Genomic DNA, 16,395 nt, shown 5'->3' on the forward strand with positions numbered 1-16,395 from the left:
CGTCCCACGCGTCAGGGGACGCGCGGGACGGGCAGCGGGCGGTGCGGGGCCTGTGTGACGTGGTGGAGGTGCTCGCCGAAGGCCAGGGCCCAGGACCTGATGGTGGACCCGTCGAAGAGATCCGTCGAGTACTCGAAGGTGACGGCGATCGTGTCGGGGCCGGGCACCAGGACCACGTACAGCTCGTTGCGGGCCACACCCGATGTCGGGAGGTCGCGTACCGACGCCGAGATCGACCGCATGTCCAGGGTGGACGGCGGGGTGGTGACCACGGTGAAGAGCACGGTCGGGAAGAGCGAGGCGCCCGTCTCCGGTGAGACCAGCTCCACCACGTCGGTCAGGGGCAGTTCCTGGTGGTCGAGCGCGGTGAAGAGCGTCGAGCCGAGCTGCTTCACGAGGTCGGCGAACGTGGCGGCCTCGCCCAGCCGGGCACGCAACAGGACCGCGTCACCCAGGAGCCCGACCACGCCGGACCGGTCGCGGCGGGTGCGGTTCGCGCTGGACGCGGCCAGCACCACGTCCGTGAGCCCGCCGCACAGTCCGGACGCCCAGCTCGCGAACGCCGCGGCCAGGACGGTGTAGGGCGTCGTCCCCAGGCGGGTCGCCGTCTCCGCGAGCCGCCCGGGGACGTCCCCGTCGATGGCCCATGTGTGCAGCGCGCCCCTGCCGGAGAGCTTCGCGGGGCGCGGCCGGTCGTACGGCAACGGCAACCGCAGCGGTACGCCGTCGAGTTCGGTACGCCAGAACCGGCTCAGTTCCGCCCTGCGCTCTGCGCCCAGCTCGTTCTCCATACGGGCGTAGTCGGTGAACTGTATTTCAGGCAGGGGGAGTCGACTGTCGACGCCTTGGTGCCGGGCGTCGTGGAGCTCCTGCAGTTCGTGCCAGATGACGCCCATGGACCAGCCGTCGCAGACGGCGTGGTGGAACACGGTGACCAGCACCCAGCGATCCCGCCCGAGCCGAGCGAGCCGGAAGCGGAAGAGCGGCGCGCTGTCCATCGCCAGCGGGCGCGTGGCCTCGTCCCGGCACCACCGCTCGACCGCGTCGGCGTCGTCGCCGTGCGCGGTCAGGTCGTCCACCGGCAGGTCCACGGGCACCTGGGACAGCACCTCGACCAGGTACCGCCCGTCGCGGTGCACGGCTCTGCTCCGCAGCGCGTGATGGCGACCGACCAGGTCCTCCAGAGCACCCGCCAGGTGCCGGGGGTCGAGCTCGCCGTTCAGGTCGATGCGGTGAGCGACGTTGTAGACCCCGGGGTCGGAGTGCTCGTGGTGCCGGTGCCACAGTCTGCGCAGCGTGGAGGGCATCGGCGCGGTGTCCACCACCGGCCCGGCGGGAGCGGGCCGCTCACCGCGGCCCGCGACGCCACGGATCGTGGGGTCGAGGAAGAACTCGGCCATGGACAGCTCGATGCCCAGCTGGTCCGCCGTGCGGTTGAGGAGCCTGATCGCGCTGAGGGAGTGACCGCCGAGCTCGAAGAACGACTCGGTGACCGGGATCTGGCGCGAACCGAGCTCGTCGCACCACAGCTCGTGCAGGGACTTCTCCAGCCTGGTCGAGGGCTGCGCGTCCGTGCCCCGTGCCGTGCCGTCCGGCTCAGGTTCGGGCAGCCGGCCCCGGTCCAGCTTCCCCGCGGTGTTCACCGGGAGCCGGTCCAGGCACACCCAGCGGCGCGGCACCAGATGGTCGGGGAGCTCCGCGGACAGCGCGTCTCGCAGCCCGCGCAGGTCCGCCGCCGGAGCGGCAGGGACCACGTAGGCGACCAGCTCCTTCTCGCCGTGCTGGTCGTGGCGGGACACGACGGCAGCGTCCCGTACCCCGGGTAGGGCGCTCAACGCCCCCTGCACCTCGGCCGGTTCCACCCGATGGCCCCGGATCTTCACCTGATCGTCCGTACGGCCGCAGTACTGCAGGGAGCCGTCCGTGCGCCAGCGTCCGAGGTCCCCCGTCCGGTACGACAGAGAACCCGCGCCGTCCGGCAGGAAGGCGCCGGCCGTCTCGGCCGGGCGGGCGTGGTAGCCGTGCGCGACCGGCGCGCCTCCCACGTGGATCTCGCCGACCGCACCCGGAAGCACCTCGTGCCCCGCACCGTCCAGCAGGACGATCCGCGCTCCCGGCACCGGCGTGCCGATCGGCGGCCACTCCTCGCCACCGGGGTCGACCCGGTGCGAGGTGACGATGACGGAGGTCTCCGTCGGCCCGTACTGGTTGTACAGCGCGCACCGGGTGTGTGCCGCGAGGAAGCGGCGGAAGGAGTCGGTGAGCTGAAGCGCCTCACCTGCGGAGAACAGCTCGCGCAGCGAGGGCAGTTCGGGCCGCGTCTCCATCAGATACCTGAGCGGCGTGGAGGGCATGAACATCCGCTGCACCTCGTGACGGCGCACCGCCTCCGCGACCGCCACGGGGTCGTGCCGCACCTCGTCGTCGATCAGCACCAGCGTCGCCCCGGAGCACAGCGTCGTGAAGATCTCCTGCACGCTGACGTCGAACGAGGGCGATGTCCACTGCAGGGTGCGGAGCCCGACGTGGGCGTCCAGGTGGCCCCGTACGAGGTTGACCGGACCGCGGTGCGGCACGACGACGCCCTTGGAACGGCCGGTCGAGCCCGAGGTGTAGATGCAGTACGCGGGGTCCTCGGGCCTCGCTCCGTCGGCAGGGGGTTCTGCCTCGGGGGCGCCGTCGACCTCGTCCAGGAGCCTCACCGGCAGCCCTGGCCGGAGCCCGGGATGACGCGCGAGGACGGCGGCTGAGGTCAGCAGCAGGACGGGCGCGCCGTCGTCGAGGAGCGCTGCGAGCCGTGGCGAGGGCATGGAAGGGTCGAGCGGCAGATACGCGGCGCCGCTCCTGAACACCCCCAGCACGGCGGCGACCAGCTCCGGGCCGCGCGGCAGCAGCAGAGCCACACGTTCTCCGCGCACGGCTCCACGGGCGCGCAGGTCGTGGGCGAGAGTGTTCGCGCGGACGTCCAGTTCCCGGTACCGGACGCTCTCCGCACCGTGCACCAGGGCGACGGCGTCGGGTGTCCTGTGCACCTGCTGCTCGAACAGCCCGTGCAGGGTGTCCTCGACCGCGGGTGTCGGCTCCTCCAGACGTCCCAGCCTCGCGAGGGACGTACGGTCGGCCGCGGTCACCGCGGTCAGATCGCGCAGCGGCGCGCCGGGAGCGTCGAGAGCGCGGCGCAACACCTGCTCCACGTGGTGCGTGAAGCGACGCACCGTGGCCTCGTCGAACAGCGCGGTGTCGTACTCGACCATGAACCGCACCCCGTCACGGTGGTGCGTGAAGTAGACGCTCAGGTCGAAGGGGGCGCGCGCGCTCGGTACGTCGAGCAGCGTCGCCGCCAGCCGGGGCGGGTCGAACGTCACCTCGCCCTCGTTCTCGTACTCCACCATCACCTGGAAGAGCGGGTTGCGTCCCGGGTCCCGGCGTGGGTTGAGCTCCCCGACCAGCTCGTCGAAGGGGACACCGGTGTGCTCGTACGCGGCTGTGCTGCTGGCGCGCACCCGGTGCAGCAGCGTCGGGAAGTCCGGGTCGCCGGCCAGATCCAGACGCAGGGGAACGGTGTCGAGGAACAGGCCGATGTGGTGCTCCGCGCCGGCGGGCCGGGCGGCGACAGCGGTGCCGAGGACCACGTCGTGCTGCCCGCTCAACCGGCCGAGCACCGCCGCGACGGCACCGGTGAGTGCCATGAACGGAGTTGCCCGGTGGCCGGCCGCGAAAGCCTTCAGCGCGCCGGTGAGTTCGGCGTCCAGCTCGTGGGTCAGGCTCGCGCCCGCCCCCGACCTGACAGGGGGACGGGGCCGGTCCGTGGGCAGGTCGAGCTCAGGGGCCCCGGCGAGCTCACGCCGCCAGAAGCCGAGGGACTCGGCGTGGTCCTCCGCCGTGCGGGCCGGGGCCACCTCCGGCAGGGGCGGCGGCCCGGGGGCCCCGGGTTCGACGGCGCGGTAGCAGGCGGCCAGGTCTCGGACGAGCACCGCCGTGGAGGCCGAGTCGAAGACGATGTGGTGTGCCAGCAGGAAGAGCAGATGCCGCTCCTCGGACAGCCGCAGCAGCCTCGCCGTCACCAGCGGCCCCTCGCGCAGGCCGAGTACCCGGCGCCCCTCCGTCCCGAGCGTGGCGCGCAGCGCCTCGTCCTCCGACGCCCCTGTGTGGTCGTCGACCGGACAGTCGATCCGCACCCGGTCACGTATCTCCTGGTACGGCACCCCGCCGGAGTCGAGGAACGTCGTCCGAAGCGCCGGATGCCTGTCGGCGACCTGCTGGAGGGCCCGCTGCAGTGCGGGTACGTTCAGCGGACCGTCCAGGCGGATCGCCTTGGGCTCGTGGTACATGCTGGTCCTCGGATGCAGCTGCTCCAGGAACCAGATGCGGCGCTGCGCCGGTGACAACGGCACCCGCTTCGGATCGGGCGCCGTCTGCTCCGGAGCGCCGAGCTGCTCGCGGCGGCGGACCCGGTCGAGCAACGGCAGAGCATCCAGGACCCGCTCCGTCGGCACGCCGAAGTCCACGAAACAGGCGATCTCGTCCGTGCCGGCGTCCACCAGACGGCGTACGGTCTCGGCCGCCGTGTGCTCGTCGCCGATCAGGGCGCGCGTGGCGCAGTAGCGTTCGTACGCCCTCTCCAGGAGGAACTCGACGTCCTCCTCGGGAGTGTTGTCGAGGTCCGCCGTGAAGCCCAGGCTGTTGGTGACCTGACCGAAGAGGGACAGGGAGGAACGCAGGTACGACACGAACGGCCGGTACGCCTCCGCCCGTGCGCGGTCCGCGTCCTCACCGAGGTACGTGTGCACGAGCACCACCACCCGGCCCGCAGCCGGGTCGAGCCCGTGCTCGGCACGGGTACGCCGGTACAACGCGATGTTCTCCGCCAGTTGCTCCACGGTCTGCGTCATCAGGTTGGTGACCACGCCCAGGCCCTCGACCGCCGCCCGGCGGTAGCTGTCCGGGTTGCTCACCACCGCTACGTACAGGGGGATCTCCCGCTGCAGGGGGCGGGGGTGGAGGCTGATCTCGACGGGCTCGCCGTCACCGGCGGTCGTCGGCACGGACTGCCCCGACCAGAGCTGCCGCACGGTCTCCAACTGCTCGTACATCAGTTCGCGATGCCGGCCGAAGTGCTGCGGGGCGAGCGAGAAGTCGGTGGCGTGCCAGCCGCCGGCGACGCACAGACCCGCCCGGCCGCCGGAGATGTTGTCGACGACCGACCACTCCTCGGCGACCCGCACCGGATGGTGGAGCGGGAGGACGACCGAGCCCGCGTGCAGCCGGATGCGGCTGGTGTGGGCCGCGAGCGCGGCGGCCAGCACGGAGGGGTTGGGGAAGAGCGCGCCGAAGGAGTTGAAATGGCGCTCCGGGAGCCACAGGGCGTGGAATCCGTTCTCGTCCGCGTACTTCGAAGCCGCCATGATCAGCGCGTACTTGTCACGGTCGGCGTCCTGGGGATAGTCGCCGAAGAAGTACAGGCTGAAATCGCACCCGGCGGCGGGGGCGGGCAAGGGCTGCCCCTGCTCGCGAACCGGCTCGGGGGGCTGCGACGGGAGGGGCGGGCTGTGGGCCTGGGTGTGGGCCCGGACCGGCGTCGGCGTCGGGGCTGCCGTCGGCACGGGGGCCGGGGCCCGGACCGGAGTCGGCGCGGGGCTCGGTGCCGGTATCGGGGGAGCGGCGGGCGGCGCGGACGCGAGTACGTCCAGTTGGCGGGACATCACTCCGGTGACCTGGTCGACGAGATGCTCGGCCAGTTTCAGCTGCTGCCCCAGCAGTTCGTGAAGCCCGGAGGGCGCTTCGGCAGCCGGTTCCGGTGCTGCCACGGGCGCCGGTACGGCCTCCGGTGCCGGTGCCGGTGCCGGTGCCGGTGTCTGCGCCGGCACCTGGTCCGGCTGCCGCTCGTCCGCCTCCCGGCGTGGTTCCCGGCGCGGCTCCCCAGTCACCCCCACCGAACCGGCGGCCGTCCCCTTCCCCAGCTCCGCCAGACGTACGGCCAGCGCGCGCGGGGTGTCCGCCGAGGCGAACAGCTCCCGTACCGGGACACGTACGCCGTACCGCTGCTCGAGCTCCGCCGTCATGCCCATCAGGGAGAGCGAGTCCGCGCCGAGCTCGAAGAACGAGGAGTCCGGTGCGACGTCGGCAGCCGGGCGGCCCAGTTTCTCGGAGGTCAGCCGCCTCACCTCGGCGAGCAGTTCGTCCGGCACGGTGCGCTCCTTCACAGGGGTGGCCGACGTTTCCGCCGGGTGGTGCGAAGCCTGAGCCGGCGAGCCGGTCAGCGGCGCCACGGGGCGCCTGCGCAGGGGGTGCCCCGGCAGGGGCACCCTGTTCCCGCCGGCGTTGACCGCGCTCCACTCCAGGTCGGCCCCCCTGCGGTACAGCGCGGCCAGTGACATGAGGAGCCCGTGCGTCTGGTCGGTACCCCGGGGGGCCGAGCCCTGCCCTGCGAGCCAGCGGCTCTCCGGTACGCAGTGCCGGCCGAGGCCGGTGAGGGTGTCCCCGGCACCGATCTCCAGGAAGTCCAGACACCCCTGCCCCGTCGCCGCGGCCATGGCCAGATCGAAGCGGACCGGCTGCCGCGCCTGGCGGCCCAGGTAGTCGGCGTCGAGGATCCAGCCCACCGGGCGCACCCGGCCGTCGGCGGTGGTCACCAGCGGCGTACGCAGCGGACCGTACGTCACCCGCTCGGCCCGCGACCGGAAGTCGCGCAACGCGGGCTCGACCGCGGCGGAGTGGAACGCCCTGTCGACGGGCAACGTCCGCCACCGCAGGCCCTCCCCGTCCAGCAGCCGCGCCGCCTCCGCGAGAGCGTCCGGCGGACCGGAGATCACCTGGGACCGCGGTCCGTTGAACGCCGCGAGTTCGGCCCCGGCGGCCCGCGCGATCCGCTCCGTGTCCTCCGGCCGGGCGCGGACAGCGAGCATGCCGCCCGGAGGGCAGGCGGTGTGCATCAGCCGCCCGCGCCACGCAGTGAGCCGCAGTCCGTCGTCGAGAGTGACGGCGCCGCCCGCGTAGAGGGCCGCGTACTCGCCGACGCTGTGGCTGAGCAGCAGCGCGGGGCGCACGCCGACGGCACGCCACACGTCGGTGAGCGCGGCCTGGTGGGCGAACAGGGCGGCCTGGGCCGTCTCGGTGGGCCAGACGCCGTCGTCGGCGGACTCGTCGACCAGCAGGGGGAGCAGGGTGCCGCCGAACTCGTCGGCGTAGACCTCCTCGCACCGTTCCAGTGTCCGCCGGGCGACGGGATGCGCGGCGTAGAGGCCCCCGGCCATGCCCCGGCGTCCGCTGCCCTGCCCGGAGAAGGCGAAGGCGAGCGGTCCGAGCGGACCGGACGGTGCGGGCCGGGGCTCGTCCAGGGCGTCCGCGAGCTCCGCGGCGGTCCTGCCGACCGCCGCGTCCCGTGCCGCCCGGTGCGGCCTGCCGAGCGCCAAGGTGGCCGCCACGTCCGCCGCCGCCGGACCCGGTTGCTGCCGCAGCCGGTCGCGGAGCAGACCGGTGTATTCCTCCAGGGCCTGGGTGTCGCGGGCCGACACCGGCACGAGGACGGGAAGCCCGGACGTGTGGGCCGCGGGTCGCACGGGCGCCTCCTCCAGTACCACATGGGCATTGGTGCCGCCGACCCCCAGCGCGCTGACCCCGGCCCGGCGCGGCACGCCGTCCTGCGCCGGCCAGGGCCGCAGCTCGGTGCCGAGGACCAGCGGGCCGCCCTCCAGGCGCAGTTCGGGGTTGGGCCGCGTCAGATGGAGGGTGGGGACCAGCGTGCGGTGCCTGAGCATGAGGACCGTCTTGAGCAGACCGGCCATCCCGGCACAGCTGTCGAGGTGTCCGATGCTCGGCTTCACCGACCCGACGGTGCAGAACCCCGTACGCCGCGTACCCTCCCCGAGTGCCCTGCCGAGCGCCTCCAGTTCCACCGGATCGCCGAGCGGGGTGCCCGTCCCGTGCGCCTCCACGTACGAGATCGAGTCGGCGGGTACGGCCGCTCTGCGCAGAGCCTCCCGCACGACCTCCACCTGGCCCGCGACGCCCGGCGCGCTGAACCCGACCTTGGCCGCCCCGTCGTTGTTGACGGCGGAGCCCAGGATCACCGCGTGCACGGTGTCGCCGTCGGCGAGTGCCCGGTCGAGACGCTTGAGCAGCACGGCCGCCACGCCGTTGCCGCCCACGGTGCCGTCGGCCTCCGCGTCGAAGGCGCGGCAGCGTCCGGTGGGCGACAGGATGGAGCCGGGGTGGCTGCGGTAGCCAGTCTCCTGGGGGAGGTGCACGGCAGCGGCTCCCGCGAGCGCCAGGTCCGCGTCGCCGGTGAGCAGGGCCTGTACGGCGAGGTGCGTGGCGACCAGCGAGGTGGAGCACGCGGTCTGCACGCCGATGGCGGGCCCGGTGAGCCCGAGCCGGTAGGCGACACGGGAGGCGAGGAAGTCGGGCTGCAGCCCGATGGCTGACTGCATGCCGTCAGCCGGGTCGTCCGGAACACCCGTCGCAGGCGGCTGCTGATGGTCGTAGAGGTTCATGCCGGTCCCGGCGAACACCCCCACCCTGGTCCCCTGTCCGGTCACCGCGTAACCGCCGTCCTCGAGGGCCTCGTGGCAGCACTCCAGGAACAGCCGGTGCGCGGGGTGGGTGAGCCCGGCCTCCTTGGGGCTCATCCCGAAGAAGTCCCCGTCGAACGCGTCGACACCGTCGATGACCCCCGCGACCGGCACCATGCCGGGCGCGCGCCGCTGCTCCGGGGAGAGGCCGGCCGACGCGAGCTCCTCCTCGCCGAAGACCCGGACGCTGTCCACGCCGTCGCGCAGATTGGCCCAGTACCGCTCCACCGAGTCCGCGCCGGGGAAGCGCAGCGACAGACCGATGACCGCGACGCGCTGGTCGGCCGTGTCCTTCGAGGCGGTGCCCAGGGGCTGCGGCTGTTCCCCGGGGGTGGCGGCCGCCAGATGCGAGGCCAGCGCCATGGCCGTCGGATGTTCGAAGAACGCGGCCTGGGCGATCGGCGTCGCGAGCCGCTGCTCCAGACGCGATCGCAGGCGGGTGAGGAGAAGCGAGTTCAGCCCCAGCTCGTAGAACCGTTCGTGCACGTCCACCGCGTGCCCCAGCAGGGCGGCGATCTCCTCCCTCACCACCTGTGCCACTTCGCCGGAGCGGAGGTCGTCCGGCGGGGCCGAGTGGGCAGGGGGACCACCCGCGACGAGCCGCTGCCGAAGTTCGGCGCGGCGTACCTTCCCCGCGGGGGTCCTCGGGAAGTCGTCGTGCGGTACGGGCAGGACATGGGAGACGGTCAGACGGAGCCGGGAGAACAGCGCCGCCTTCACCTCCCTCACGATCCGCGCGTCCTCGTCGGCCGAGCGGCTGACGAAGAACACGGCCAGCCGCTCGGTGCCGCTGTCCGGGTCCGGGACGCCGCAGGCGGCCACTTCCCCCTGTCTGACGCCTGCGACGGCGGTCGCCGCCTCCTCGACCTCGTGGCAGTAGACGTTGTGCCCGTTGAGAATGATCAGGTCCTTGCGCCGCCCGGTGATCACGACCTGTCCGGCGTCGAGGAAGGCCAGGTCGCCCGTGTCCAGCCAGTCCCGGCCGGCCGGGTACGCCTCGGCGTCCGCCTCAGGATTGTTCACGTAACCAGGGGTGAGGCGGGTGGGCGTGTGCACCTGCAGCCGGCCGATCCTGCCCGCGGGTGTCGGCTCGCCGCGATCGTCCACGACGCGCAGGGTGACGCCGTGCACCGGCGAGCCGGCCGCGACGAAGGTGACGCAGTCGTCCTCCGGGGTCCGGGCGTCGGCCCTTACCAGATCGCCGCCCAGACTGCTCTTCAGCAGGCGGTGCACGGTGCCGGGGCGGTCCAGTCGTCCGTGCGTGACGGCCGTGACCGTCTCGGCCATCCCCCACACCGGCACGATGTGCCCCTCCCGCACCCCCGACGCGGCGGTTGCGTCGAGGAAGCGGCGCAGCACCGGCAGTACGATCTGCTCGCCGCCGCACAGCAGCGACTTGAGGCCGCCCAGGTCGCGTACGCGGTGCGGCTGCTCGGCGAGCGCGTCGGCTGTCAGCCCGTAGGCGAACGTCGGGGCCCAGCTGTGTTGCGCCCCGTGCTCCTCGATGAGGTCGAGCCAGCGCAACGGCTCGGCCAGCACACGCTCGGTCGGCGCGTGGACGTTGGTACAGCCCACGAATACCGCCAGCAGGTGGTACAGGAGGAACGCGCCGCTGTGATCGACCGGCAACCAGTTCACCATGGTGTCGTCCGGCCGCACGTCCATGATCCGCCGGGAGCTCGCGGCGAAGTCCGCCAGGCCGGCGTGGGTGAGCCGCGCCGCCTTGGGGACGCCCGTGCTGCCGGAGGACAGCATCAACAGCGCGACGTCGGACCCGGCCGGCTCCACGTGGGCGTCCGCGGGCTCAGCGTCCAGGCAGTCCCGCGCGACCGCGGCCCGCAACTCGGGGGCCGCCGTGGCCAGGGCCTTGACCCCGGCGGCGTCACTGAGCACCAACGGTTGGTCCAGCACCGCACAGGCGTGCAGCAGGCGTTCGTACGCGGGCGAGCCCGGCACGGCGCGGTCCGCGAGGGCCGCGGGCAGAGCACCACCCAGCAGACAGGCCCAGAAGGCGGGGAAGAACTCACTCAGCGGCAGCCCGCACAGAATCACCGGGTCACCGGGGCGCAGCCCACGCTCCCGCAGTCCGGCCAGCATCCGGGCGGCCTGCGACAGCAGTTCGCGATACGGCAGGGTGGTCGTGGAACCGTCCGGGGCGACGGCGACGACGGCTGCCCCGTCGTCCGACTCCGCGGCACGCAGGAGTGCCTGCACGGCATCGCGCGGGTCGCTCTCCGTGTACTCCGGCTCAGGACCCCGGCAGAGAGTCTGCCCCTGCACGTGTTCCATGCGTATCCCCTTCTTTTCCACTCGTGGACGAGCGCGACCGGGCGCGCCCGGTGACGAAGAACAGCAGAACCAGTGCTCCGCACACGGCCGCCCCGTGGAACACGCCGACGACCGTCAGGGCGGGCAGTGCTTCGAGAGCTGCCGCGGCGAGTACGGTGCCCAGCGCGAACCCGGCCGTCTCCGCCGTGGCGGACAGCCCGAACAGCCTGGTGCGCTGCCGGTCGGGGGCCGCCTGGAGGCGTGCGGTGTAGACCGTCTCGGCCCAGCCGTCGGCGAATCCCGCGCACGCTGCGGCCGCCATGAGAGCCGCGGCTGGCAGGCCGGTGAACGCGGCCACGAAGGAGACCGACATGCCCAACGTGCACAGGGCGAAAGCCCGTTCACCCCACGACGAGGCCCCCCGCGTGCGCCGGATCACCATTTGGGCGGCGATGGTGCCCACCGCCCACGCCGCCCAGAACCGGGTCATGAAGAGCGCCGGGTCGGACGGTGCGGAGGCGTTCGCGACCACGGGCAGTGCGACATTGTGCGAGGAGGACGCGAGGGCGTCGATCCCTCTGAGCAGGATCATGCCGAGCAGCAGCGCGGGAAGACCGGCCATGCCGTGCCACACGCGCGGACGCCCCGGGCGGACAGCGCCCTTCCCCCAGCCGTCCTCCTCCGGTACGGCCTCCTCCTCGCCGTCCGTACGCGGGCGCAGGACGAGCAGCGCACCCGCCGACACCGCGAAGCTCGCGGCGTTGACGGTGAACGCGGTGCCGTAGCCGCCCAACGCGATGACGGGAGCGGCGGAGGCGAAGCCCAGGACCGTGGCGATCGACCGTGCCGTGACCAGCAGTCCGGTCGCCCTGGTACGGGACTCCTGGCCGACCATCGCGGGAACCGCGCTGCGCAGGGCGACGGTGAAGTACGTGTTCCCCGCGCCCATGACGACGACCGTGCCGCACAGCAGCCACATCGGCGTGCGGGCCGCGCACAGGGCCAGAACGGACAGGACCAGGCACTGGGCGAGGTCCGTGCACACCATCGTCCTCAGCCGGGTCGTCCTGGCCGCCAGAGCCGCGGCGGTGAGTCCCGCGACGAAGCCGGAGAGCAGGCGCAGCGCCATCACCACGCCTACCCCGAAGGCCGTGCCGGTGACCTGGTACGAGAACAGGCTCATCGCGATCAGGTTCAGGAAGTTGCCGTAGCCGGAGACCGCGTACGCGCAGACGAGAGCACGGAACCGCCTGTCCACACCCCCCACTACGACCCCTCTCCGCGCGTGGCCGCGCTCACCGGACCGCGTCCGACGGCCGCGTCGGGCACCCGCTCGTCCTCGCGGAGACCGGCGGAGGCGGGACGGTCACGTGTCTGCCGAAACCGCTGAAGCACGCATCTCCCTCAGTACGTCGGCCACATGACGGATGCCCTCGGAGAGCACCTTCTCCTCGGTGCTGAGACTGATGCGGAAGCAGCGGGTCGCGTGGCCGTCCAGGCCGGGGGAGGAGAGCGGGTCCACGAAGAAGTGCCGTCCCGGCACGACGAACACGCGTCTCTCCTTCAGCCTGCGGTAGAGGTCGAGATCGTCGAACCACGGGTGGTCCACCCACAGCCAGCAGAACATGCCGCCGACGCCCGAGTGCATCCGCCAGTCCATGTCCGGCGGCATCGCCTCCGCCAGCAGGCCCGCGGCGAAGCGCCGCTTCTCCCGGTAGTAGGGCGTGATCGCCTCGCGGGTGACGCGGTCCAGCCGGCCGTCCCCCAGGACGCGCGCAAGGGCGGCCTGTGGCAGTTGCGGGGCGTGCAGGACGGAGTTGGACATGAACGACGCCAGCGCGTCGATGTACTTCGGCGGGCCGATCGCGAACCCGACGCGTTCTCCGGGAAGCCCGGCCTTGGACGCCGAGAAGCAGTTGATCAGGTGGTCGTGCAGAACAGGCTCGGTGTGCACCTCGGCGATCCTGGGGAACGGGGAGCCGTACGCCTGGTCCAGGAGAAGCGGAACGTCCCGTTCGGCGGCCAGTGCGGTCAGCGCGTCCAGCTCGGCCCGGTCCAGGGCGCGCCCGGTCGGGTTGCCGGGGCTGGAGACCAGCATCATCCCGATGTCCGGCTGCCGCCTGAGAGCGTCGATGTCCAGTGCGTACCGGAAGCTGTGTTCGCCCTGCCGCTCTATCAGGGGCGGTACTCCCACGATGCCCCCGTCGTGCATGCACAGGCCCTGGTAGCCGGTGTAGTCGGGAACCATGGGCAGGACCATCTTCCTGTCGCCCAGCCTGCCCGGCCCCGCGAAGAGGGCGGCCGCGGCGAAGCACAGCATCTGGCTGCCGGGCCCGATCACGACGTTCTGCGGGCCGAGCTGCCAGCCGTACGTCCGGTTGAAGTACTCCACGACGGCCCCGATCAGGACCTGGCTGCCGCGGGAAGGGCCGTAGTGGCAGCCGGCCCGCTCGAAGTCCTCGGCCAGTGAGTCCGTCAGGGCGGCCCGCCACATCTCGCCGGCGTCCGCGATGGTGGCCGGATTGCCCACGCTGAGGTTGAGCCACTCGCCGGCCGACGCGTCCGCCGTGCTGGCGGCCACATCGTCCATGATGCTGCGGAGGCCGGAGACGCCGGCCATCTTGGTGCCACTCAGTGACAACTCCATGCGGTTCTCCTGGAACTCGAGTGATGAGTGCCAGCGCGCGGCGCGCGCGGGAGCACGCGCGCCCAGGGGTGCGGGCCGGGGAGGGCAGGGTGGCGAGGTGCGCACCATCCGGGCGCGGTGCGGTGATACTGCCGCACCGGCTGGAGGCGGCGAGTGGACGCGAAGTCACCCGACGGTCCCGCAGGCGGGGGCCTCGGCCGGAGGCGCGCACAGGAAGCACAGCGTGTCGTTCATGTTCTTAGCGCCGGGCGATTCTGTCAACGCCCTTGATCGACAGGGCCCCCGCCGACGGACGCGCTCACGGCGCGGGTGTGCGTGCGGACGATGCCCAGATCGAGGGGAACTGTCCGATAGTCAATGCGATGCCCCAACAGTCGAATTACTCCGTACGTCGAATTGACCAAAGTGGTACGGACCTCTGACGGATACTCAAGACAGGTGTGTGCAGAGAAAGATGATCAACTCTTCCCTGATTCGGTCCCACCCCATACAGTGAGGTCGTCCTTCGGGGCCCCTCGTGGTAGATGTGGTGCATATCCGATGCGCCGCTCGGTCGTACACGAGGCGGGCAGCACACCCCTGGCTGTTGCCGAGGGTGAATCGCTGCCGTCGTATGCTGCCGGCCCGGCGCGAGAGGGGAGACGGGGATGCGGGGCGCAGTCTGCTGTGGCGTCAGGACGACGTGCGGTGCCGCCGTGTGACGGCGGGCGCCGGCACGTGTCGTGCCCGGAAGCAGCGCGGAGGGACGAGGCCCTGACCTCGGCTGTCGGCCGTATGCCGTGATGGCGGGGACCGCCCCGCCGCGCGTGGGACCGGACCGTGGCGGCGCTGTCGCCGTGGGACGGCGCAACCGTGAACGAGCCCGGGCCGTCAGGTGGGAACCGCGCCGGGGCCGGGGGACGTACATCAAGGAGCGGAATGTCCGACGCCGTTGTGGGGCTGGTCGACAGCGTACTGGAAGAAGCGGCGGGGAGTTCGGGCCGTACTTCGTCGTCACTCGGCGATTCATTCGTGGACCTTCGGCCGAACTCCGTCGCACTTCCGCACGTGACGACCGCTTCCGCGGACCCGCACGACATCCCGGTTGATTCGGCCGACCTGATTCAGGCCGGTTCGGTGGGTGATCCCGTCGAAATACTCGGGCTCTTGCGAATCGTCGGAAAGGGGAATGAAGTGGGAAGCGGAATAGAGACTTCTTTCCGGTGGCACACCGCCGATGTGGACCGCGGGCGGCAGGGTCGCCGCGGAGGGCAGGCGCAGCACCGCCGGGCCGGTGAGCCGCTCACCGCCGCCCACGCGGACACCCTCCGCGAACGGTCCGGCCGCCGTGCTCCCGGGCCCGGGGGACGCATCCCCTCCCGTCCGTCCGGGACGGGCGAGCGGCGGGGCCCGGCTCACGGCCGACTCCCCGGCCGTACCTGTTCCGGTGCGAAGTAGGCGGCGCGTGGAGACGATTCGAGACACCTTCGACGCTCAGGCCGCGCGGACCCCTGGCGCGGTGGCCGTGCGCGCCACCCGGACCTTCACCTATCGCGAACTGTCGGAGACGGCGGCCGCCCTCGGCGAGGAGATCCTCGCGCACACCCCGGCCGGCTCGCTGGTCGCCCTCGACGCCGCCGGCCCGGCCGGCGGGGTCATCGGCATCCTCGCCGCGGCCGGCAGCGGGTGCGCCGTACTGCCGCTGAACCGGGAGAGTCCCCCCGCGCACCGCCGGCGGATCCTCGCGGACGCCCGCCCGTCCCTCGTCCTGCGCGAGACCGCCGAGTGCGCGTTCACCGTCGAGCCCGTCCTGGCTGCCGGGGGACCCTTCGTTCCCCGCGGGCCGGACATGGCCGATGTCGCCTACGTCATGTACACCTCGGGGTCGACCGGGCGTCCCAAGGGCGTCATGGTCCCGCACACGGCGCTGCTCGACCGGCTCGCGGGGTTGGCGTCGACGCCCGGGCTCGCGGCGGGCGAGACGATGGTCGCGGCGACCGCTCTGTCCTTCGACATCTCGATGGCGGAGATGCTGCTGCCGCTGACGGTCGGCGCGTCCTTGCTCGTCGTGCCGGGCGAGGTGCGCTTCGACCCGTACTGCTTCCAGGACTTCCTGGGCGAACACGCACCCCAGGTCATCCAGGCCACGCCCAGCTTCTGGCGCATGCTCCTCTCGGCGGAGTGGGCCGGCCTCGAGGGCGCCAGGCTCTGGTGCGGCGGAGAGGCCCTCACCCCGGAACTGGCGCGTCGTCTCATACCCCTGGGCGCGGAGCTCTGGAACCTGTACGGCCCCACGGAGGCCACGATCTGGGCCACCGCCGCACACGTCGAATCACCGGACGTCATCTCCCTGGGGCGCCCCCTGAAGGGCACCGGCCTCTATCTCGCGGCCGTGGACGACGACGGCGCGACGCATCTGGAGGAGGCCGTCACCGAGCCCGGTACGGACGGCGAGATCGTGCTGTACGGAGCGGGAATCGCGCTGGGCTACCTGGACAGGGACGACCTGACCGCCGAGCGGTTCCCCGTCGGGACGACGCCCGACGGCGGCGGACGGCTCTACCGCACGGGCGACCGTGCCAGACACCGGGCGGACGGCTCCCTGGAGTACCTCGGACGTGCCGACGACCAGATCAAACTGCGCGGCCACCGCATCGAACTCGGTGAGATCGAGGCCGTCCTGGAGGAGCACCCGGCAGTCGCCGCCGCAGTCGCCGTCCTGCGCGACGCCGACCGGCCGGAGCGCGCGTCGATCACCGCTCATGTCGCCTCCGGAGGGGACGGCGCCTCCGTCAAGGAGATCCAGGACTGGCTGCGCGAACGGCTCCCCGCCAGCCACTGCCCGAGCCGGATCGTCGTTCGCGACACCCTTCCGCGGACCACCGCCGGAAAAGTCGACCGGGTACTTCTGGCGAACGAGTAGGGGATGCG

At 72.4% G+C, this 16,395-nt stretch carries 5 protein-coding genes; 1 reads left to right on the top strand and 4 read right to left on the bottom strand.

What is annotated here, in order from left to right:
- Nucleotides 1-11: 11 nt before the first annotated feature.
- From JOC24_RS30240 to JOC24_RS30255, 4 genes are all read right to left on the bottom strand, one after another.
- Nucleotides 12-10,859, bottom strand: coding sequence for a non-ribosomal peptide synthetase/type I polyketide synthase (locus tag JOC24_RS30240; protein ID WP_205023619.1), 10,848 nt, complete (start codon nucleotides 10,857-10,859; stop codon nucleotides 12-14).
- Nucleotides 10,819-12,105 carry an MFS transporter gene (locus JOC24_RS30245; RefSeq protein WP_374104544.1) on the bottom strand — a complete coding sequence of 429 codons (1,287 nt, stop codon included), beginning with the start codon at nucleotides 12,103-12,105 and terminating at the stop codon, nucleotides 10,819-10,821. The genes JOC24_RS30240 and JOC24_RS30245 overlap by 41 nt, the downstream gene beginning before the upstream one ends.
- A gap of 99 nt (nucleotides 12,106-12,204) precedes the next feature.
- Nucleotides 12,205-13,485, bottom strand: coding sequence for a valine--pyruvate transaminase (locus JOC24_RS30250; protein ID WP_205023621.1), 1,281 nt, complete (start codon nucleotides 13,483-13,485; stop codon nucleotides 12,205-12,207).
- A 1,005-nt stretch (nucleotides 13,486-14,490) separates the two neighbouring features.
- Nucleotides 14,491-14,781, bottom strand: coding sequence for a hypothetical protein (locus JOC24_RS30255; protein WP_205023696.1), 291 nt, complete (start codon nucleotides 14,779-14,781; stop codon nucleotides 14,491-14,493).
- 148 nt (nucleotides 14,782-14,929) lie between these two features.
- Here JOC24_RS30255 and JOC24_RS30260 point away from each other — a divergent pair, with 148 nt between their 5' ends.
- Nucleotides 14,930-16,387 (top strand): amino acid adenylation domain-containing protein, encoded by a 1,458-nt coding sequence (locus tag JOC24_RS30260; RefSeq protein ID WP_307792784.1) that lies wholly within the window; start codon nucleotides 14,930-14,932, stop codon nucleotides 16,385-16,387.
- The last annotated feature ends 8 nt before the right edge of the window (nucleotides 16,388-16,395 follow it).

Origin of the sequence: Streptomyces sp. HB132 (assembly GCF_016909575.1) — a bacterium.
GTDB lineage: Bacteria > Actinomycetota > Actinomycetes > Streptomycetales > Streptomycetaceae > Streptomyces.